Source organism: Vibrio variabilis, from assembly GCF_003263785.1.
GTDB lineage: Bacteria > Pseudomonadota > Gammaproteobacteria > Enterobacterales > Vibrionaceae > Vibrio > Vibrio variabilis.
In genome coordinates, this window is record NZ_JYJK01000044.1 from 136,237 (window position 1) to 154,158 (window position 17,922).

General features: G+C 47.3%; 14 protein-coding genes, 1 other RNA gene and 4 pseudogenes. 9 read left to right on the top strand and 10 right to left on the bottom strand.

Annotated features, from left to right (window positions below; translation table 11 throughout):
* The first annotated feature begins 642 nt into the window (after positions 1 to 642).
* Complete coding sequence (locus tag TZ48_RS05790) at positions 643 to 849, top strand: DUF1107 domain-containing protein (RefSeq protein ID WP_112478561.1); 207 nt, start codon at positions 643 to 645, stop codon at positions 847 to 849.
* 82 nt (positions 850 to 931) lie between these two features.
* Here TZ48_RS05790 and TZ48_RS05795 read toward each other — a convergent pair.
* The 3 genes and pseudogenes from TZ48_RS05795 to TZ48_RS05805 all read right to left on the bottom strand — a co-directional run bounded on the left by TZ48_RS05795 (position 932) and on the right by TZ48_RS05805 (position 3,974).
* Positions 932 to 2,151: pseudogene (locus tag TZ48_RS05795) on the bottom strand (FAD-dependent 2-octaprenylphenol hydroxylase).
* 7 nt (positions 2,152 to 2,158) lie between these two features.
* A pseudogene (ubiH, locus tag TZ48_RS05800) lies at positions 2,159 to 3,314 on the bottom strand (2-octaprenyl-6-methoxyphenyl hydroxylase).
* Between the two features lie 78 nt (positions 3,315 to 3,392).
* Positions 3,393 to 3,974: a YecA/YgfB family protein gene (locus tag TZ48_RS05805; protein ID WP_112478562.1), complete on the bottom strand. Its 582-nt coding sequence runs from the start codon at positions 3,972 to 3,974 to the stop codon at positions 3,393 to 3,395.
* A 276-nt stretch (positions 3,975 to 4,250) separates the two neighbouring features.
* Here TZ48_RS05805 and zapA point away from each other — a divergent pair, with 276 nt between their 5' ends.
* The 5 genes from zapA to serA all read left to right on the top strand — a co-directional run bounded on the left by zapA (position 4,251) and on the right by serA (position 7,657).
* Positions 4,251 to 4,562, top strand: coding sequence for a cell division protein ZapA (gene zapA, locus TZ48_RS05810; RefSeq protein WP_042496233.1), 312 nt, complete (start codon positions 4,251 to 4,253; stop codon positions 4,560 to 4,562).
* 1 nt (position 4,563) lies between these two features.
* Positions 4,564 to 4,747, top strand: a non-coding RNA gene (gene ssrS, locus TZ48_RS05815) — 6S RNA.
* Positions 4,748 to 4,750: 3 nt separating this feature from the next.
* Positions 4,751 to 5,344 carry a 5-formyltetrahydrofolate cyclo-ligase gene (locus TZ48_RS05820; protein ID WP_112478563.1) on the top strand — a complete coding sequence of 198 codons (594 nt, stop codon included), beginning with the start codon at positions 4,751 to 4,753 and terminating at the stop codon, positions 5,342 to 5,344.
* 133 nt (positions 5,345 to 5,477) lie between these two features.
* Positions 5,478 to 6,134: a ribose-5-phosphate isomerase RpiA gene (gene rpiA, locus TZ48_RS05825; protein ID WP_112478564.1), complete on the top strand. Its 657-nt coding sequence runs from the start codon at positions 5,478 to 5,480 to the stop codon at positions 6,132 to 6,134.
* Between the two features lie 293 nt (positions 6,135 to 6,427).
* A complete protein-coding gene (serA, locus tag TZ48_RS05830; RefSeq protein ID WP_112478565.1) occupies positions 6,428 to 7,657 on the top strand; it encodes a phosphoglycerate dehydrogenase in 1,230 nt (409 codons plus the stop codon).
* Between the two features lie 49 nt (positions 7,658 to 7,706).
* Here serA and TZ48_RS05835 read toward each other — a convergent pair whose 3' ends face one another.
* A complete protein-coding gene (locus tag TZ48_RS05835) occupies positions 7,707 to 8,402 on the bottom strand; it encodes an oxidative stress defense protein (RefSeq protein WP_112478566.1) in 696 nt (231 codons plus the stop codon).
* A gap of 108 nt (positions 8,403 to 8,510) precedes the next feature.
* Positions 8,511 to 9,406, bottom strand: a pseudogene (locus tag TZ48_RS05840) (LysR family transcriptional regulator ArgP).
* 121 nt (positions 9,407 to 9,527) lie between these two features.
* Here TZ48_RS05840 and TZ48_RS05845 point away from each other — a divergent pair.
* Both TZ48_RS05845 and TZ48_RS05850 read left to right on the top strand, forming a co-directional pair.
* The gene (locus TZ48_RS05845) at positions 9,528 to 10,148 is read left to right on the top strand and encodes a LysE/ArgO family amino acid transporter (RefSeq protein WP_042496218.1); all 621 of its coding nucleotides are present in this window, start codon (positions 9,528 to 9,530) and stop codon (positions 10,146 to 10,148) included.
* Positions 10,149 to 10,154: 6 nt separating this feature from the next.
* The gene (locus TZ48_RS05850) at positions 10,155 to 10,652 is read left to right on the top strand and encodes a YbaK/EbsC family protein (RefSeq protein ID WP_112478567.1); all 498 of its coding nucleotides are present in this window, start codon (positions 10,155 to 10,157) and stop codon (positions 10,650 to 10,652) included.
* 38 nt (positions 10,653 to 10,690) lie between these two features.
* On the opposite strand, the gene mscS is transcribed toward TZ48_RS05850, so the two are convergent.
* The 4 genes and pseudogenes from mscS to epd all read right to left on the bottom strand — a co-directional run bounded on the left by mscS (position 10,691) and on the right by epd (position 15,369).
* Positions 10,691 to 11,554, bottom strand: a complete 864-nt coding sequence (gene mscS, locus TZ48_RS05855; RefSeq protein ID WP_112478568.1) for a small-conductance mechanosensitive channel MscS — start codon at positions 11,552 to 11,554, stop codon at positions 10,691 to 10,693.
* Between the two features lie 260 nt (positions 11,555 to 11,814).
* Positions 11,815 to 12,891, bottom strand: coding sequence for a class II fructose-bisphosphate aldolase (gene fbaA / locus TZ48_RS05860; RefSeq protein ID WP_112478569.1), 1,077 nt, complete (start codon positions 12,889 to 12,891; stop codon positions 11,815 to 11,817).
* 138 nt (positions 12,892 to 13,029) lie between these two features.
* Positions 13,030 to 14,193: a phosphoglycerate kinase gene (locus TZ48_RS05865; RefSeq protein WP_112478570.1), complete on the bottom strand. Its 1,164-nt coding sequence runs from the start codon at positions 14,191 to 14,193 to the stop codon at positions 13,030 to 13,032.
* Between the two features lie 151 nt (positions 14,194 to 14,344).
* Positions 14,345 to 15,369 (bottom strand): annotated as a pseudogene (gene epd / locus TZ48_RS05870) (erythrose-4-phosphate dehydrogenase).
* Between the two features lie 227 nt (positions 15,370 to 15,596).
* On the opposite strand from epd, the gene TZ48_RS05875 reads away from it, so the two are divergent.
* Positions 15,597 to 15,824 carry a hypothetical protein gene (locus TZ48_RS05875; RefSeq protein ID WP_112478571.1) on the top strand — a complete coding sequence of 76 codons (228 nt, stop codon included), beginning with the start codon at positions 15,597 to 15,599 and terminating at the stop codon, positions 15,822 to 15,824.
* Between the two features lie 53 nt (positions 15,825 to 15,877).
* On the opposite strand, the gene tkt is transcribed toward TZ48_RS05875, so the two are convergent.
* Complete coding sequence (gene tkt / locus TZ48_RS05880) at positions 15,878 to 17,890, bottom strand: transketolase (RefSeq protein WP_112478572.1); 2,013 nt, start codon at positions 17,888 to 17,890, stop codon at positions 15,878 to 15,880.
* Positions 17,891 to 17,922: the final 32 nt, after the last annotated feature.

Consider the following 17,922-nt stretch of genomic DNA (forward strand, 5'->3'; position numbering starts at 1 on the left):
ATGATGGCCAAATGTGAACTTAGTCGGATTTTACCACACGCAGCAATGAAAACTTATACATTTATTCAGCATAAATAGTCACGACGTTAAATTTGCGTTATGGTGGCTTTGTGTTCAATTTTATCCCAAGGTTAAATTGAAACACGCACTAGAGTGAATCTCTGCCTAGAGCAGTAACTCCACTTTTGTGTAATGCATCTGTGACATTTGGCCCGCTGTGCGGGCTTTTTTTTGTTTTGCTTTTCTCTCAAATAGTTTCCAATCCCACTCCGTCATGAATGTGTAAATTTGTATGTCAGATGACAACTTTTCTTGCTCTGTCCGGTCTATTAAAACGTAACTATTGGTCGTCGGTTATCAAACCAACCGTCGAGGCTACACGATATTATTGATTCTCACTTTTCACCGACTAGGCTATCAGAAACAACAGAGAATCAAGAATGGAAGCCCCCAGAATGAGCTTTTGTGCTAAGTATCACGTGGCATTGGCGATAAGTTGGAAGAAATGCAAAACGTAGCACAAAACAAAAAAGTGACGCCAGCAAGAGGGCAATTAAGCCTCCCTAATCACACAATTTAGTAAGGGTTTTATCTATAATTCCCGAGCTAGGACAACGTTAGGTACACTATAAGGAAGGTTCAATGAGACTGTTTAAGCGCTATACGCCAAGTATGATTGCTAAACACATCAGTCGATTGTTTAAGGGAAAGATCTACATTTACGGACTCGGTGGCTTTGAGTTCGACAACGGTAAACTGATCATCCCTGAACGTGCAGAGCAGCGCCATTTCAAAGCGGTGAAAGAGGTTAACCAAGAAGTCATGAAGCTGAGGTGCGCGTACGCCTAACTGAAATTTTAGTCAAACTTACTACAAATTAGAAAGGACAGCTCAAGGCTGTCCTTTCTATTTTCAAACAAGCATCTGTTGGTTAGTCTTGATTCACCAATGACTTAGCAAGCTCCGGTAGACGACCTCGCATCCCAAGAGCACGACTCATGATTTCTTGTTTCGCACCAGGCAACTGCCCGACTAGACTCATACCAATCCCTCGGATCAGCTTCTTCGCTGGATTATCACCTTCGAACAGATCCTTAAAGCCTTGCATCGCGGCGATCATTTTTGCCGCCTCAGCTTTACGCCAGCGCTCGTACTCACGCAAATGACGCTTGCGACCCACATCTTTCCCTTCATGCCACAATTTTTTCAACTCTTGCGCCAAGCTTGCCGCATCCAGCAGACCTAAGTTTACCCCTTGCCCAGCGAGTGGGTGAATGGTATGCGCCGCGTCGCCGACTAGTGCTACACGCTCAGTCACAAAATCTCGGGCATAACGCATGGTCAGAGGAAACACGCGACGTTCTGAATGCACCTGGCACAAACCTAAACGGCTATCAAATTCTGCTGTCAGCGCTTTGTTGAATTCGGCATCGGACATCTTCGCCAGCTTTTCAGCACGGGTAGCTCAGTTGACCAAACAATGGAGCACAAGTTGTCTTCATTCATCGGCAAAAACGCCAAAGGACCTTGAGAGGTAAACACCTGACGCGCCACTTTGGCATGATGATCTTCAGTGGTGATATTGGCGACGAGCGCACTGTGCCCATAATCCCAGTGAGTCAGCGGAATATCTTGCTGCTTACGAACCCAAGAATTCGCGCCATCAGCACCAACAATGAGCTTGCTGGTAAATGACTGACCGTTGTCCAGTGTCGTCCAAACTTCACTTTCACCCATCGCCATTGACTGACAGCGATGTGGCATAAAGAGCGTCACATTGCTTTGTTGCTCGACCTGTTCCAGCAGCGCCAACTGAATCACTCTATTCTCAACAATGTGGCCTAAGTTAGGCTGGGACATTTGGCTGGCAGAAAACTCGATGCGAGCGAAACTGTCTTGCTCCCAGACCTCCATCGCCTGGTAAGGCGCATTGCGATGCTTGGCAATCGCTTCCCATGCGCCTAGGTTTTTGAGGATCATTTCACTCGCTCGGCTCAGTGCCGAGACACGAATATCAGGATCACCAGAGAGATCTTTTGAAGGCGTCGTGCCCTCGACAATCGCAATTCGCAACCCCGTGTCTTTTAGAGCACGCGCTAACGCGAGTCCCACCATTCCGCCACCGACGATGGCGATATCAAAACTTTGCATCTTCGTATTACCTATTCACCACACCCAAAGCACGATTAAACACAGGAGTCTTTAGCCGTGGGAAGTTGTCCATCATTGCCAATCCAAGATTTCGCGCCATCCTGAGCGTTAATAAATCATTGGAAAATACGCGCACCAAACCTGATGTCATAGTTATCGTGAGCTCTCGATCAGTCTGACGCTGCGCTTGAAACTTTGTTAGATTAGCGTACTCACCGACATCTTTTCGGTTTTCAAGCAGCGAATCCACCAATGTCGCAATATCGCGAATACCCAAATTGAATCCTTGCCCGGCAATCGGATGTAACGTCTGCGCCGCATTTCCCACCGCAGCAACACGATGAGCAACGATTTGTGGTCTGTATCTCAACAAGAGCGGGTAGCTAACAACCGAACCGACACGATCAAAAACGCCCCAGTCGCCAACCAAACGCCTCTTGAAGCGCCTCTAAAAACTCATGGTCTGGCAACACTTGTACCGACTTCGCCTGCTCTGGTGGCAAGCACCAAACGAGCGAGCTTCGCGATTGTGACATAGGCAGCAACGCAAGCGGGCCATGCTCGGTAAATCGCTCAAACGCTCGACCGTTTGGCGCTTCACCGGTGAGCACATTGGCGATGACGGCCACTTGCTCAAAATCTTGGATATGTTGTTCTAGCCCAACCGCCTGACAAATCGCGGAATCCGCACCATCCGCTGCGACAACTAATTTCGCCTCTAGCTGCAAGGTTTCATTTTCTGGGGATTGAATGTCGACGGTGACCGCTTGTTGATGCTGTACGACCTCACTGACAGAGTAAGGACAGAATAGGTCAATGTGTTCGCGCTTAGCGAGCTCGTCATTAAAACGCCTGCCTATCTCGGCAAGCTCAACCACGTACCCCATCGCATCAAGACTTTCTTTATCAGCATAAAAGTCCGTCATGCCCGCATGGCCACGGTCTGATACATGAATGTGCGTGATGGGGGTCGCATGATCCTCGATCACATGCCACAAGCCGTAACCTTTCAGGATCTCGACAGTGCCATGTGACAAAGCAATAGACCGGGCATCAAACCCAGGGTGAGCGGCATTGTCTTGTGCAAACGACTCGACAACCGCTATGTTGAGCGCATGATCAAAGCTGGTGTCCAAGGCCATAGCGAGCGTCGCTCCCGCCATTGCTCCACCAGCAATAACAACATCATACTTTTTGGGCACAGACTTTCTCCTTGTTCGCCAACCTGACCCGCACCTAGATTAATGAATCGTCGGTGATTCAGCCGCTTTATTGGGTTTTACGCCAAACTCAGCGTGAATAGTCAATACGCAAGCTTTAACGTGCTCGATAACCTGTTCTAACAATTGCGCTTGCTCTTCCAGATCGTCATCTTCATCGATGCCCAGTCTGGCAATTTCTTCCAAGTCACCCAGCGCTTCTTTGGTATCGGCCGACGCTTTTGCCAAAGGCGCGTTGATAAGTCCGAGCCCCGAGATAAAGTGGTTCACCCACTCGCTAAGGCCATCTGCCTGCTCAAACAAGCTAGCATCCACACCCTCACCAGGAATAAACAAAGCAAGCTCAAAGCTTTGCTCTGCCGTCAGTTCTTTGATGGACAACTCCAACAGCGCTTTTGAGCGAGTTAACAGAGATTGAGGCCAACCTAGCCCATCATTGGTGTAGTCAAACAACAGAGGTTGCCAGCTGTCATCTTTCAAACCTAACCCGCCACTTAACATGCCAACCAATAGGCCATGCAGTTCAGCAGGGGAAACGGCAAGGCCGGCTTGTTGTAGCTCTGTCGCTACCGCAATGTAATCGGGTAGTGTTGATTCACTCATAACGATTCTCGTTGTCCTGTAGGGCAGCCAACTGGGTCACCAGTCGTGCCGCTTTTATTCGAATTGGATGTGCAATGCTACCACTTCCCACTCATGGCGGAAATGGTGTCCCACTCGTTTCTGAATAGCTTTTGTGCGAATTGTCGATTTCGTGTGTGATTAGCCACGCATTTGGCACGGAGTCACCAGAAAAGCTTGAATCTTAATGTGGCTTTACCTATAGTTTCTCCCTCAACATTACCGCTATTGGTGATACTTAAAAGAGTTCTTGTCATTATGGAAAATCAAGCTGTCGAAGTGGAAATTTTGGGTAAACTGACGCGGGTAAATTGCCCAGCAGATCAGAAAGATACCCTTGTTCAAGCGGCGAAAGACTTAGATAACCGATTGCAAGAAATGTCCCAAAGGACTAAAGTAACCAACGAGTTGAAACTGCTGACCATCGCGGCGCTTAACATGTCGTATGAGCTCAACAACCGCAGTAATGAGTCACTTCAAGAAGTGACAGAAATGAACGAGCGCATGGAGCAGCTCGCGGCATCACTTGATGATGCCATCAGCAAAGTAAAGCAAGGACAGCAAGCCTAATTTTACCCTGGGGTGTGCGTCAGTGGATTTAAGTCCCTGAGCCGATAAGCAATACCAAAGGGTTAGTACTTGATAGCTATTGAGCAAGCTCGGCTCGTATCGAGAAGCCTACGGTTATCATTGCTGATCCGCCTTGAACCAGCTGGTTCAAGGGCCACAATCCTCAACGGCACTCTGGGGTATTCCTAATGTCACCATCGACTAGGCAGCAAATTCGAACCTTGATTCGAGGCCGCCGCCAATCACTCCGCTCAGATCAACAAGCTCAGTATGCTCTCGACTTGGTCGAACGCGCCAAGCAGCTACGCGAGATCCGCGCTGGTCAAAAAGTCGCGCTGTATCTGGCAACCGATGGCGAACTGGATACTCAGCCGCTGATTGATTGGTGCTGGCAACAAGGAATAGAGACCTACCTTCCGGTTATCCATCCTTTTTCCAAAGGCCACCTCCTGTTCTTGCGCTACGCACGCACCACTCCTCTGGTGCACAATCAATATAAGATCCTCGAACCAAAACTTGATACCCAGACGATATGCCCTGTCGCGGATCTGGATATCCTCTTTACTCCGCTGGTTGCTTTCGATAAGGATGGCCAACGTCTCGGAATGGGTGGCGGCTACTATGACCGAACCCTGGCACCGTTTGCCACTAATCAGACGAGCCCAAAGGCCATTGGGCTGGCTCACGATTGTCAGCAAGTCGAAAGGCTACCGATTGAATCATGGGATATTCCACTCAGTACCATCATGACACCAAGCAAAATTTGGCGCTGGCAAAAATAATCGCGAAAAGCGCAATCGATTGCTGATTTTTGCTGTTTTTCTTCATTTCGCCAACTTAACCGTCATTTCTTGCGTTTTTTGATATATAATTCGCCCGCATTTTGACCTTAATTCTAAACATTGGGATTTCACCATGACTCAAGACGAGATGAAGAAAGCCGCTGGTTGGGCAGCACTTAAGTATGTTGAGAAAGGCAGCATTGTTGGTGTAGGTACCGGCTCTACTGTTAACCACTTTATTGATGCGCTAGGCACAATCAAAGAAGACATCAAAGGTGCCGTTTCAAGCTCTATTGCTTCCACTGAGAAGCTAGAAGCACTTGGCATCGAAGTATTCGACTGTAACGATGTAGCAGCACTTGATGTTTACGTTGACGGCGCAGATGAAATCAACGCAGCTCGCGACATGATCAAAGGCGGCGGTGCGGCATTGACTCGTGAGAAGATCGTAGCGGCTATCTCTGACAAATTTGTATGTATCGTTGATGGCACTAAAGCCGTCGACGTACTGGGCAAGTTCCCACTGCCTGTAGAAGTTATCCCAATGGCGCGTTCATACGTAGCTCGTGAGCTGGTAAAGCTTGGCGGTGACCCTGTGTACCGTGAAGGTGTTGTGACCGACAACGGCAACGTGATCCTAGATGTGCACGGCATGCAAATCACCGATCCAAAAGCGATGGAAGACAGCATTAACGCCCTAGCGGGTGTTGTTACTGTGGGTCTGTTCGCGCACCGCGGTGCCGACGTGATCATCACTGGTACGCCAGAAGGCGCGAAAATCGAAGAGTAATGACCCCGCATTCACGTTGACGCCAGATTTTATAACTGGCCGATATATTGAACGTGATTACGTCATTTGACTACAAACGGCACCCATGGTGCCGTTTTTTCGTTTTCCTATAAGAAAATTATGCCTTATTCCGTAATTTTCTTACCCATCGTTAAACTTTTTTGTTACTTTATTGGTCACAAGACGCACAAGGAAAACGTTTGCCTCAAGCAGTTGGAAGCTCCCTCCCTGATATTCTCACTGTCAAATGTGCGCCAATTTAGCCCAAATTTCCCATGTTAAGGATGAGTTCAATGGCCAAAGTTTCACTGGAAAAAGACAAGATTAAGATTCTTCTGCTGGAAGGTTTGCATCCATCTTCTGTAGAGGTTCTACAAGCTGCCGGTTACACCAATATCACTTACCACAAAGGCTCGCTACCAGAAGACGAGCTAATGGAAGCGGTAAAAGACGTTCACTTTATCGGTATTCGCTCCCGCACAAACCTAACAGACAAGGTGATCAACGCGGCAGAGAAGCTTGTGGCAATTGGCTGCTTCTGTATCGGTACTAACCAAGTTAACCTTGAAGCTGCGGCTAAGCGCGGCGTGCCAGTCTTCAACGCACCATTCTCAAACACGCGAAGCGTGGCTGAGCTAGTCCTTGGTCAAATCCTATTGCTACTTCGTGGTATTCCAGAGAAGAATGCTCTCGCTCACCGTGGCATTTGGAAGAAGAGTGCGGATAACTCTTATGAAGCTCGTGGTAAGCGCCTTGGTATTATCGGTTACGGTCACATTGGTACTCAGCTGGGTATCATTGCTGAAAACTTGGGTATGCGTGTCTACTTCTACGATATCGAGAACAAACTGTCTCTTGGTAATGCAACACAAGTCCACACCATGACTGAGCTATTGAACAAGTGTGACGTCATCTCACTGCACGTTCCAGAAACTGCTGGCACTAAGAACATGATGGGCGCGGCAGAGTTCGAGCGCATGAAGCCAGGTTCCATCTTTATCAACGCGGCGCGTGGTACTGTGGTTGATATCCCTGCCCTTTGTGATGCTCTAGAAGGCGGTCACCTTGCTGGCGCAGCAATTGACGTGTTCCCAGAAGAACCGAAAACCAATGCAGACCCGTTTGAATCTCCACTGATGAAGTTCGACAACGTGATCCTTACTCCTCACGTTGGTGGTTCGACACAAGAAGCACAAGAGAACATTGGTGTTGAGGTTGCTGGTAAGCTCGCGAAATACTCAGACAACGGCTCAACGCTATCAAGCGTGAACTTCCCAGAAGTATCACTGCCAGAGCACACTGACTGCTCTCGTCTGCTACACATTCACCAAAACCGCCCAGGTATCCTAACGCAAATCAACACCATCTTTGCGGATGAAGGGATTAACATCGCAGGTCAGTACCTGCAGACTTCTGCGGATATCGGTTATGTGGTCATTGATGTAGAGACGGCGCGTTCGGAAGAAGCGTTGGCGAAATTGAAGCAGATTGAAGGGACGTTGAGAGCGCGTATTCTTCACTAATTGGCGCTCCCATTAACAGTAAACCGCCCTGCGAATGCAGGGCGTTTTTTTAATTGTCAATCCGATACGTCACATCCACCCGATCACGAATCGTAATCACCGAATCCTGATAACTATTCGACTCCGCCTTACTATCCATCGCCATCGCACGCATCACCACTGGCTGATTCATCTGCTGACGGTACTCAATACGCCACACATTACCAAGCTGCTGATCAAAGCCTTTCGCTAATGAAGACGCTTTGCTTTGCGCATCTTTTATCGCCGCCATGCGCGCCGCTTCTTGATACTGCCCTTCGTCTTTCACTTTCAGTTGAATGTTATCGACCTGATTAATCCCGGACTCTAAGGCAAGGTCTAAGTAGTTATTAAGCTTGTCGAGATCCATCACTTGAACGGTCACCGTGCGCGAAGCGCGATAACCAATCAGCTCTGGCTTGCCTTTTTCTGGATAATGATACTGCGGTGATAGGTAAAGATTTGAGCTTTGGATGTCCGCTTTATCGATACCATTCTTGGTTAAACCATCAAGAAATTTGTCGACGACAGTATCTACGCCTTGCTTAGCTTGATCAGCGTCCATTTGAGACTGCACCACTCGAACGGAAAACTCAGCCATATCTGGCTTGGCTTGGATTTCACCGTAGCCAGTTGTAGAAATGTGGGCAAATTCCAGCTGACTTGCAAACACTGGCGCCGCAAATAGACTGGCGACCAAACTACCAACAACTAATGACTGTTTCATGAAGACTCCTCGTCTTATTTTCTTATACTCAATATTAGGCATAGGTTTGGACTATAGGTTCCCGGACATTAAAAAGCTGACAGAACATTGACCAAACAATGTCTGTCATTACTGAGGCAAGAATTGCCTAGCGTGGCCAATAATGGCATCCGATACTTCACTCAGCACACCACTTTCTAACTGCCAGTGATGCCAGTAGATTTGGTGGGATAGCAGGATATTGGGCGTCAATTCAATCAAGGCACCGGACTCGAGTTCATCTTGGATTTGCAGCTTAGGAATAAGGCAGTAAGCCACACCTGCAACCGCCAGTTTCACAAACGCTTCTGAGCTTCGCACCGTGTGTTTGAGTATGTTGCCGCGCATAATATTGAAGTGTTGATTCACAAACTTCTGATGCATCTTGTCGTGTTGGTCATAGGCAACGGCTGGCGCTTTCATCAAGGTTTCCCGGTTCACCCCTTGGCTGAAGTAGCGTTTGATAAAGCTTGGGCTCGCCACACAAAGATAGTCAACGCGTCCTAAGTAATCGGCGACACAGCCAGGAATCGATTGTGGCTCTAAGCTGATTGCGCCGACTACTTCTCCATTTTTCAGCTTTTCTATGGTTCTGCCTTCATCATCAACAATAAGATCAAGCTCTACGCGCTTGGACTCTAGAAGCGGAAACAAACTCGGTAACAGCCAAGTCGCTAGACTATCTGCGTTCGTCGCGAGAGAAACCGATAGCGCTTATCGCCAAGATCAGCAGCAAGCTCCGGCACCAATTCTTGCTCAAGTAGGCGCACTCGACGGTAAAGACCTAACAGCTTTTTACCTACTGCGGTTGGACGTGGTGGTTGCTCGCGAACCAGTACCGGTTGCGCCAACCATTTTTCCAGTTGCTTCACGCGCTGAGATACGGCAGATTGAGAGATATACAAGTGCTCCGCCGCTTTATCGAAGCTTTTTTGCTCAACAATCGCATCCAGTGCCTCTATCCATTTGTAGTCTAATCCGCGCATCTTTTAACCTCTCAAAAAAGTCATTAGCCTAGCTTATTTCTCATTAATATTATTAACTATCCTAATCATAATCGAATCGCTATTCTCTCGCTCTCTTTTATGCAGTGGTGAGGAAATTAAAGTGAATTTTTGGGTGCTTCTTCAAGGTTTCGGATTGGGCGCGACAATGATTATCCCAATTGGCGCTCAGAACGCTTATGTATTAAATCAGGGTATTAAGCGTAATCATCACCTAACAACGGCGACCGTATGTAGCCTGCTGGACATGACGTTCATTTCACTGGGTATCTTTGGTGGCGGTGCGATATTGTCGCAAAACGAGCTGCTGCTAACCGCGGTGACTTTAGGTGGTATCGCTTTTCTGACTGGTTATGGTTTGCTCTCGCTGCGAAGTGCATTTAAAGCGCCCGCAGCAAAAGAGTCATCAGGTGAAGTCCTGGCGCGCGGAAGACGTACTGTGGTTTTAGGTGCCCTTGCGGTCACCGTACTAAACCCACACTTGTACCTAGATACTGTGGTGATCCTCGGCTCGATTGGTGGACAGTTTGAAGGTAATGACCGAATTGCCTTTGCGATCGGCACGGTACTGGCTTCCTTCGTCTGGTTCTATTCGCTCTCTATGGGTGCGGCAAAACTCGGTCCAACACTATCAAAACCAAAGGTTAAGAAAGGTATCGACTTGGCGGTAGCGGCGATGATGTTTACTATTGCTCTACTACTTACCAAAGGGTTAATGGAGTAAACCTAAATGGATAGAACAGAAAGCATCTATCTTGCTAACCTTACATTACTGGAGACCTTATCGGTCTCCTTTTCGAAATGGCAGCATGAGCCTATTCTGGACTTTGAAACCGATGTTCGGATAGGAAAAGAGCTTGGTTGGACAGGGCTGCACAGCAAGAGCTTATTCTTAAAAAAGAAGGGCGGTGGGTTTGCTCTGTTTCTAACCGATAAAGACTCTAGGTTAGACAAAGCGCAGCTAAAACACGCACTCGGCAAACGTACCTCTATCTGCAGTAATGAAGAAATGATTGAACAGATAGGCTGCGTACCGGGAGCGGTATGCCCGATAGGACTCCCTGAAGACATCACCATCGTTGTCGATAGCCGTTTGTTTGATGCTGAAGAGATACTGTATACACCAGGTAAGCCTGAGTGGACATTTGGCATTAATGGTAATGCTCTCAAACGAGTACTGGAAAACGTTCCAAATCAAGTCATTGAAATAGAAAAAGGAGAAGCCTAGCTTCTCCTTTGTTACATCTGATGGTGACGCCTGAGCGATCAGTCCACTTTGTTCAAGTGCACATCCATCTGAGGGAATGGGATTTCAATACCTTCTGCATCGAGCGCTTCTTTGATCGCTTGCAGCGTATCGAAGTACACATCCCAATATTGCTCAGTGCGAACCCAAGGGCGAGCGACGAAGTTCACTGATGAGTCAGCAAGTGCAACGACACCCACGGTAATTCCAGGCTCTTTGAGGACACGCTCGTCCGCTTCAAGCGTCTTGCGAATCACCTCTTTTGCCTTTTTAAGATCGGAGCCATAAGAGACACCTATCACGTGGTCGATACGGCGAGTTGCATGACGCGAGTAGTTGGTGATTGGAGAGCCAATGACAGACGCGTTTGGTACCACAACCATTTTGTTGTCAGGTGTCGTTAGGACGGTTTGGAAGATCTGAATAGAATCAACCGAGCCAGCAACACCACCAATCTCGACGTAATCGCCTGACTTGAATGGACGGAAGCCAACAATCAATACCCCGGCAGCAAAGTTAGACAGCGAACCTTGCAATGCGAGACCAATAGCCAAACCCGCAGCACCAATCACTGCAACCACGGATGCGGTTTGTACACCGATGCGACTTAGTGCCGCAATCAGAACAATAACAAACAAGGTGTAACGTACGATGCCGTGAATAAACTCGACAACGGCCTTATCCATTTTCTTCTTGTGCAGCAACTTAGCGACGCTACCGGCAATCGCTTTAACCACGATGTTACCAATGAACAGGATAAGCAGTGCCGAAATGATGTTCACACCGTACTGAACCAGAAGATCAGAGTTGTTAGTTAACCATTTCTCAGCATGAGACAAACTGTCTACAAGGGGAGTTTCAATATCAACAGACTCATTGGCCATATTGTTTACCTCTAGGATAATGATGAGCAAAGCGAGTCTTAGCTAATACCACTGACTTATTAGCAAAGGCGCGCGAAAACGTTAAAGCATACCGATTACAAATACCAATACACAAAACATAACAAAAGGTTACGCAATCAAGAGCGGTTGTGCCAGTTTTTTTAATCACATCACGTTATTTTCCTACAGGCATAAAAAAAGCCGCTCCAAAGAGCGACTTTTTTCATCTTACTATCAGTTAAATCTTATGCGATTTAATCTTATAGTACGTCGATAGCGTTTAGGTCAGCGAAAGCTTTCTCTAGACGAGCAACCATTGAAGATTGACCTGCACGTAGCCATACGCGTGGATCGTAGTACTTCTTGTTAGGCGCGTCATCGCCAGTTGGGTTACCGATTTGACCTTGTAGGTAATCGTGGTTTTCAGCTTCGTACTTGCGGATACCGTCCCAAGTTGCCCACTGTGTATCAGTATCGATGTTCATTTTGATAACACCGTAGCTGATTGACTCTTGAATTTCTGCTTCAGTAGAACCAGAACCACCGTGGAATACGAAGTTTAGAGCGTTAGGTGCGATACCGAACTTCTCTGCACAGTATGCTTGAGAGTCACGTAGGATAGTTGGAGTTAGAACAACGTTACCTGGCTTGTATACACCGTGTACGTTACCGAAAGAAGCAGCGATAGTGAAACGTGGGCTAACAGCCACTAGTTTCTCGTATGCGTATGCTACGTCTTCTGGAGAAGTGTAAAGCTCAGATGCGTCCATGTGAGAGTTATCTACGCCGTCTTCTTCACCACCAGTACAACCTAGTTCGATCTCTAGAGTCATACCCATTTTCGCCATGCGAGCTAGGTACTTAGCAGAGATTTCGATGTTCTCTTCTAGAGACTCTTCAGAAAGGTCGATCATGTGAGAAGAGAATAGAGGCTTACCAGTTTGAGCGAAGAACTCTTCACCAGCATCTAGAAGACCGTCGATCCATGGTAGAAGTTTCTTAGCAGCGTGGTCAGTGTGAAGAATCACTGGAACACCGTAAGACTCAGCTACTGCGTGTACGTATTTCGCACCAGCAACTGCACCTAGGATTTGTGCGCCTTGACCTTCAAGCTTAACGCCTTTACCAGCGAAGAAGCCAGCACCGCCGTTAGAGAACTGAACTACAACTGGAGCTTTAACTTTAGCTGCAGCTTCAAGAACACCGTTGATAGAGTCAGTGTTAACTACGTTAACTGCAGGAAGAGCGAAGTTGTTCTCTTTAGCAACTTCAAATACTTTCTGAACGTCATCGCCAGAGATAACACCTGGTTTTACGAAGTCGAAGATCTTAGACATGGAATAAGTCCTATTTTCTGTCGTTTTAAATAAAAATTGGCAATCGTTTGCTCACAACGGGCGGCATTGTATCAAAGTTAACCAGCCATTGCAGCATAGATAAAAGCGGACTCATTAGCCCGCTTTATAAAAAGATAATTATGCTTTAGCACGCTCTTCAAGCATTGCTACTGCTGGTAGTACTTTACCTTCAACAAACTCAAGGAATGCACCGCCACCTGTAGAGATGTAAGAAACGTCAGCTTTGATACCGAACTTGTCGATAGCTGCTAGCGTGTCACCACCACCTGCTACAGAGAAACCTTCAGATTCAGCGATCGCTTTAGAAATGCCTTCTGTGCCCGCCTCGAAGTTCTTGAATTCGAATACGCCAACAGGGCCGTTCCATAGGATAGTTTTAGCATCTTTCAGGATTTTCGCTAGTTCAGCAGTTGAGTCTGGACCTAGGTCGAAAATCATGTCGTCGTCTTGAACTTCAGATACGTGCTTGATTTCAGCTTCTGCGTTCTCATCGAATGCTTTTGCACATGCAACGTCAGTAGCCACTGGAATTGCACACTCGTCCATTAGCTTCTTCGCTGTGTCTACTAGGTCTGCTTCGTATAGAGACTTACCTACGTTGTGGCCAGCTGCAGCGATGAACGTGTTCGCGATACCACCACCAACAACAAGTTGGTCAGCAATTTTAGATAGTGACTCAAGGACCGTTAGCTTAGTCGATACTTTAGAACCACCAACGATAGCAACCATTGGACGAGCAGGCTTGTCCATTGCTTTGCCTAGTGCATCTAGTTCGTTAGCTAGTAGAGGACCAGCACACGCTACAGGTGCGTTCATGCCAACACCGTGAGTTGAAGCTTGTGCACGGTGAGCAGTGCCGAATGCATCCATTACGAAGATGTCACACAGTGCAGCGTATTTCTTAGATAGCTCTTCTTCGTTCTTCTTCTCGCCTTTGTTAAAGCGAACGTTTTCAAGAACAACTAGCTCACCAGCGTTAAGCTCTAGGCCGTCTAGGTAATCTTTTGCTAGTTTAACGTCGCAATCTAGTGCGTCGTTTAGGTAGTTAACTACAGGTTGTAGAGAGAACTCTTCTGCGTACTCGCCTTCAGTAGGACGACCTAGGTGAGACGTAACCATAACTTTAGCGCCAGCTTCTAGGCAGTGCTTGATGGTTGGTAGAGACGCAATGATACGAGCGTCAGATGTTACTTTACCGTCTTTTACTGGTACGTTCAGATCAGCACGGATAAATACGCGTTTACCTGCTAGATCCAGGTCAGTCATCTTGATTACAGACATGTTTAGTCCTCTCAACTAAAAAATAAATAAAGTTTTTGAAACCCGGCTTCTTGCCAAGTTTTAGAATTCATCAACTGGTTACTTATATTGGGCTCATGAATATTAATTTCAACCTTCAAAATTAATATTTTCCCCAAGAGCGCCCTTGATACTACTGAGACGCTTGCATTGCTAACGCGGTGTCTAACATGCGGTTAGCAAAGCCCCACTCGTTGTCACACCACACCAACATTTTGACCAGACGACCATCACTCACTCGAGTCTGTGTCCCATCAACAATGGCGCTGTGTGGGTCGTGGTTAAAGTCCACGGAAACCAGCGGTGCTTCAGTATAGTCAACAATGCCGTCTAATGTACACCGAGATGCGTTAATAATGACTTGATTTACGTCATTAACTTTCACATTCGTATTTATAGTTACACTAAGATCCATAGCGGTGACGTTAATTGTTGGCACTCTTACAGAAATTGCTTCAAATTTGTTAGAAAATTTCGGAAAGATGCGTTCGATGCCCTTATGAAGTTTCGTATCCACCGGAATGATAGATAGACTGGCTGAGCGAGTACGGCGTAGATCGCATGATAAGCGTCGATAACTTGTTGATCATTCATTGAAGAGTGAATGCTGGTGATAGTCCCAGAGTCGATACCAAAGGCTTCATCTAACGCTTGGATAACCGGCACGATACAGTTCGTGGTGCAAGAACCATTGGAGACAATGGTGTGATCTTTGGTCAGAGTATGGTGGTTAACACCGTAAATAATGGTGTTATCAAGATCATTGCTGCCAGGGTGGGAAAACAGCACCTTCTTGGCACCAGCTTCGATGTGCTTCAAACCATCAGCACGACTGCCAAATACGCCAGTGCAATCTAATACGATGTCAACCTCTAGGTTTTTCCATGGCAATAGACTGATGTCTCCAAGATGCAGAATACGAATGGTGTCGAACTGACCATCTTTATGAGTCAGATAGAGATGCTCTTGGTCGTGAGTAACCTTTTTATCAAAACGACCATGACTGGTATCGTATTGAAGCAAATGAGCCATCGCTTCAGGTTGCGCAAGTTCGTTCACGGCGACGACTTTGATTTGGTCGTTCTTCTCGCTTTCGTATAGCGCTCTGAGTACATTCCGTCCAATGCGTCCAAAGCCATTGATTGCCACTCTTAGCATCGCATTACGCCTTTTTGTTCACGTGATAAAGGCTTGCATGGTAACCGATCGACCGACATTTCGCATTACGTGATTCGCAATTTGATTGCGCTATTTATCACCAATAGTTGCGATGCACCTCTCTAAAGCGCTCGCTCTTCCCATCAATAGCCCTGTTACACTCAGAAGAGAGTCATGATCTTGTGTCTTTTAACCACACAGTTTTTAACGCACAGGAGGTGTTCTCTATGACAAGCGCAACTTATTGCCAAGCTTGCAACAAACCCACCACTCACAAAGAGATGCTGGTACGCAAGCCAAGCAGTTACGATACCGACCCATCGTTAATGGGCAAAATTAAGCTGTTTGCGCATACGTTTATTAATGGCGGCCATTACTACGATATGGATCGCTACATAACCTGCCAAGACTGTGGCAAGCGCACACTTGATAACAAAGGCAAAGAGTTTGAATAGCCATAAAAAAACCGAGCACTAGGCTCGGTTTTTCATTTCAAGAAAAAAGGTGCTTATGCAAGCAGCTCTTTTGCCGTGTTCACAACGTTTTCAGTCGTGAAGCCGAACATCTTGAATAGCTCGCCTGCTGGCGCAGACTCACCAAATGTCGTCATACCGATGATCTTGCCACCGAAGCCAACATACTTGTACCAGTAATCGGCAATACCCGCTTCAACCGCGATACGCTTAGTCACTGCTGCTGGAAGAACCGCTTCACGGTATGCTTCGTCTTGCGCGTCAAATACGTCAGTAGAAGGAAGAGATACTACGCGTACTTTCTTGCCTTCAGCCGTCAGTTCAGCGTAAGCGTTGGTTGCTAGCTCAACTTCAGAACCTGTTGCAATAAGGATCAGCTCAGGCGTGCCTTCGCAATCTTTCAGGATGTAACCACCTTTAGCAACGTTTGCTAGCTGCTCAGCGTCACGATCTTGCTGCGTTAGGTTTTGACGAGAGAAGATAAGCGATGTTGGACCGTCTTTACGCTCAATCGCGTATTTCCAAGCTACCGCAGACTCAACCTGGTCACATGGGCGCCATGTGCTCATGTTTGGCGTTACGCGCAGTGATGCGATTTGCTCAACTGGTTGGTGCGTTGGACCATCTTCACCCAGACCGATAGAATCGTGCGTGTAAACCTGGATATTTTGCACTTTCATCAGTGCAGCCATGCGCATTGCGTTACGAGCGTATTCCATGAACATTAGGAAGGTTGCACCGTATGGTACGAAACCACCGTGTAGCGCGATACCGTTGATGATCGCTGTCATACCGAATTCACGTACACCGTAGTGGATGTAGTTACCAGACGCATCGTCAGCCGTTAGCGACTGAGAACCAGACCACATGGTTAGGTTTGATGGCGCTAGGTCAGCAGAGCCGCCCATGAATTCTGGAAGCATCTTACCGAACGCTTCTAGTGCATTTTGAGATGCTTTACGTGATGCAATGTTTGCTGGGTTCGCTTGAAGGTCAGCAATGATCTTGCTTGCTTCTTGTTCCCACTGAGCAGGAAGCTCACCGTTCACACGACGCTTAAACTCAGCCGCAAGCTCTGGATAAGCCGCTTCATAAGCTGCTAGCTTCTCGTTCCAAGCTGCTTCTTTTGCGCTACCCGCTTCGTTTGCATCCCACTCTGCTTTAATGTCAGCAGGGATTTCGAATGGACCGTGTTCCCAACCTAGGAATTCACGTGCTGCTGCAATTTCGTCGTGACCTAGTGGAGCACCGTGACAGTCGTGAGAGCCCGCTTTGTTTGGTGAACCAAAACCGATGATGGTTTTAGTACAGATAAGTGTTGGACGTGGATCCGCTTTTGCCGCCTCAATCGCTGCATTGATCGCGTCAGCATCGTGACCGTCTACTGCAGGAATTACGTGCCAGCCGTAAGCTTCGAAGCGCTTAGGTGTGTCATCAGAGAACCAACCTTCCACTTCACCATCGATAGAGATGCCGTTGTCATCCCAGAAAGCGATCAGCTTACCAAGACCTAGGGTACCCGCTAGTGAACACGCTTCGTGAGAGATACCTTCCATCAGACAGCCATCACCCATGAAGACATAAGTGAAGTGGTCAACGATATCGTGACCTTCTTTGTTGAATTGCGCTGCAAGAGATTTCTCGGCAATCGCCATACCAACCGCGTTAGTGATGCCTTGGCCTAGAGGACCCGTTGTCGTCTCGATACCTGGTGCGTAGCCGTACTCTGGGTGACCTGGTGTTTTTGAGTGCAGTTGACGGAAGTTTTTAAGATCGTCAATGGATAGCTCATAGCCGCTTAGGTGAAGCAGAGAGTAAATCAGCATTGAGCCGTGGCCGTTTGACAGTACGAAACGGTCGCGGTCAGCCCACTCTGGGTTTGACGGGTTGTGATTTAGGTGAGAACGCCAAAGAACTTCAGCGATATCTGCCATACCCATTGGTGCACCTGGGTGACCTGAGTTAGCTTGTTGAACACCATCCATGCTTAGCGCGCGGATTGCATTAGCGAGTTGTTTACGAGAAGACATGTCTGCTCCTGAGTGCATTAAGCGAATTCCAAGTTTTTCATAGACTGATT

What these genes read in the sequence shown, in the direction of transcription:
- TZ48_RS05875 (WP_112478571.1), top strand. Translation starts at nt 15,597, where the DNA reads ATGACAAGCGCAACTTATTGCCAAGCTTGCAACAAACCCACCACTCAC.
- TZ48_RS05790 (WP_112478561.1), top strand. Translation starts at nt 643, where the DNA reads ATGAGACTGTTTAAGCGCTATACGCCAAGTATGATTGCTAAACACATC.
- serA (WP_112478565.1), top strand. Translation starts at nt 6,428, where the DNA reads ATGGCCAAAGTTTCACTGGAAAAAGACAAGATTAAGATTCTTCTGCTG.
- rpiA (WP_112478564.1), top strand. Translation starts at nt 5,478, where the DNA reads ATGACTCAAGACGAGATGAAGAAAGCCGCTGGTTGGGCAGCACTTAAG.
- TZ48_RS05835 (WP_112478566.1), bottom strand. Translation starts at nt 8,402, where the DNA reads ATGAAACAGTCATTAGTTGTTGGTAGTTTGGTCGCCAGTCTATTTGCG.
- tkt (WP_112478572.1), bottom strand. Translation starts at nt 17,890, where the DNA reads ATGCACTCAGGAGCAGACATGTCTTCTCGTAAACAACTCGCTAATGCA.
- TZ48_RS05805 (WP_112478562.1), bottom strand. Translation starts at nt 3,974, where the DNA reads ATGAGTGAATCAACACTACCCGATTACATTGCGGTAGCGACAGAGCTA.
- TZ48_RS05820 (WP_112478563.1), top strand. Translation starts at nt 4,751, where the DNA reads ATGTCACCATCGACTAGGCAGCAAATTCGAACCTTGATTCGAGGCCGC.
- mscS (WP_112478568.1), bottom strand. Translation starts at nt 11,554, where the DNA reads ATGGCCAATGAGTCTGTTGATATTGAAACTCCCCTTGTAGACAGTTTG.
- fbaA (WP_112478569.1), bottom strand. Translation starts at nt 12,891, where the DNA reads ATGTCTAAGATCTTCGACTTCGTAAAACCAGGTGTTATCTCTGGCGAT.
- zapA (WP_042496233.1), top strand. Translation starts at nt 4,251, where the DNA reads ATGGAAAATCAAGCTGTCGAAGTGGAAATTTTGGGTAAACTGACGCGG.
- TZ48_RS05865 (WP_112478570.1), bottom strand. Translation starts at nt 14,193, where the DNA reads ATGTCTGTAATCAAGATGACTGACCTGGATCTAGCAGGTAAACGCGTA.
- TZ48_RS05850 (WP_112478567.1), top strand. Translation starts at nt 10,155, where the DNA reads ATGGATAGAACAGAAAGCATCTATCTTGCTAACCTTACATTACTGGAG.